This is a genomic window from Microbacterium sp. B24 (genome assembly GCF_000333415.1).
Taxonomy (GTDB): Bacteria; Actinomycetota; Actinomycetes; order Actinomycetales; family Microbacteriaceae; genus Microbacterium.
Map to the genome: position 1 here is coordinate 1 of NZ_BADB01000249.1, position 1,076 is coordinate 1,076.

Consider the following 1,076-nt stretch of genomic DNA (forward strand, 5'->3'; position numbering starts at 1 on the left):
GCGACGGTCCGAACCCTGCGGCGGACGCGAGGTGCGAGCCGGAACACGCGACGTCCGGTCGCCATCACGCTTCACGTACGGCTTACGCTCACCATCGCGCGCCGCGTAGGGCTTACGCTCACCATCACGCTTCACGTACGGCTTACGCTCACCATCGCGCGCCGCGTACGGCTTACGCTCACCATCACGCGCCGCGTACGGCTTACGCTCACCATCACGCGCCGCGTACGGCTTACGCTCACCATCACGCTTCACGTACGGCTTACGCTCACCATCACGCGCCGCGTACGGCTTACGCTCACCATCACGGGCAGCGTACGGCTTACGCTCACCATCACGCTTGACGTACGGCTTACGCTCACCATCACGCTTGACGTACGGCTTACGCTCACCATCGCGCTGGCGCTGGTTGTCGGAGCGGGCCGCGCCCCGTGACGACCCAGCACGGTCGGTAAACCTCCGGCGGCGCTCGGGCGTCGCATCCGGGTTCTCGGGATCGCGATCCTGTGCCATCGAAGGAGTTCCTTTCAGTCGTGTTAACGGGAAATGGCCACCCAGCGTTGGGTGGCCATTTCCTGAAAAGAAGTCCGGCGGTGTCCTACTCTCCCACAGGGTCCCCCCTGCAGTACCATCGGCGCTGTGAGGCTTAGCTTCCGGGTTCGGAATGTGACCGGGCGTTTCCCTCACGCTATGGCCGCCGAAACACTATTGATGTTTCATCAAGCACACAACGATCAAAAATGATGTTTGTGTGTGTTCTCGACCGTACATCGAGAACCACTCAGTGGACGCAAGCACCAAAACGGTGTGTTATCAAGTCATCGGCTTATTAGTACCGGTCAGCTTCACGTGTTGCCACGCTTCCACATCCGGCCTATCAACCCAGTAGTCTGGCTGGGAGCCTCTCACCCGAAGGTATGGAAATCTCATCTTGAGGCCGGCTTCCCGCTTAGATGCTTTCAGCGGTTATCCATCCCGAACGTAGCTAACCAGCGGTGCTCCTGGCGGAACAACTGGCACACCAGAGGTTCGTCCAACCCGGTCCTCTCGTACTAGGGTCAGATCCTCTCAAATTT

The 1,076-nt window shown here is 59.9% G+C and carries 2 rRNA genes and 1 pseudogene; all 3 read right to left on the reverse strand.

The annotated features are described in order from the left end of the window. Positions 1-513, reverse strand: a pseudogene (locus tag I5I_RS16785) (primosomal protein); the annotation flags it as partial. Between the two features lie 72 nt (positions 514-585). Then, a 5S ribosomal RNA gene (gene rrf, locus I5I_RS06675) occupies positions 586-702 on the reverse strand. Between the two features lie 107 nt (positions 703-809). Further along, a 23S ribosomal RNA gene (locus tag I5I_RS06680) occupies positions 810-1,076 on the reverse strand; the annotation flags it as partial.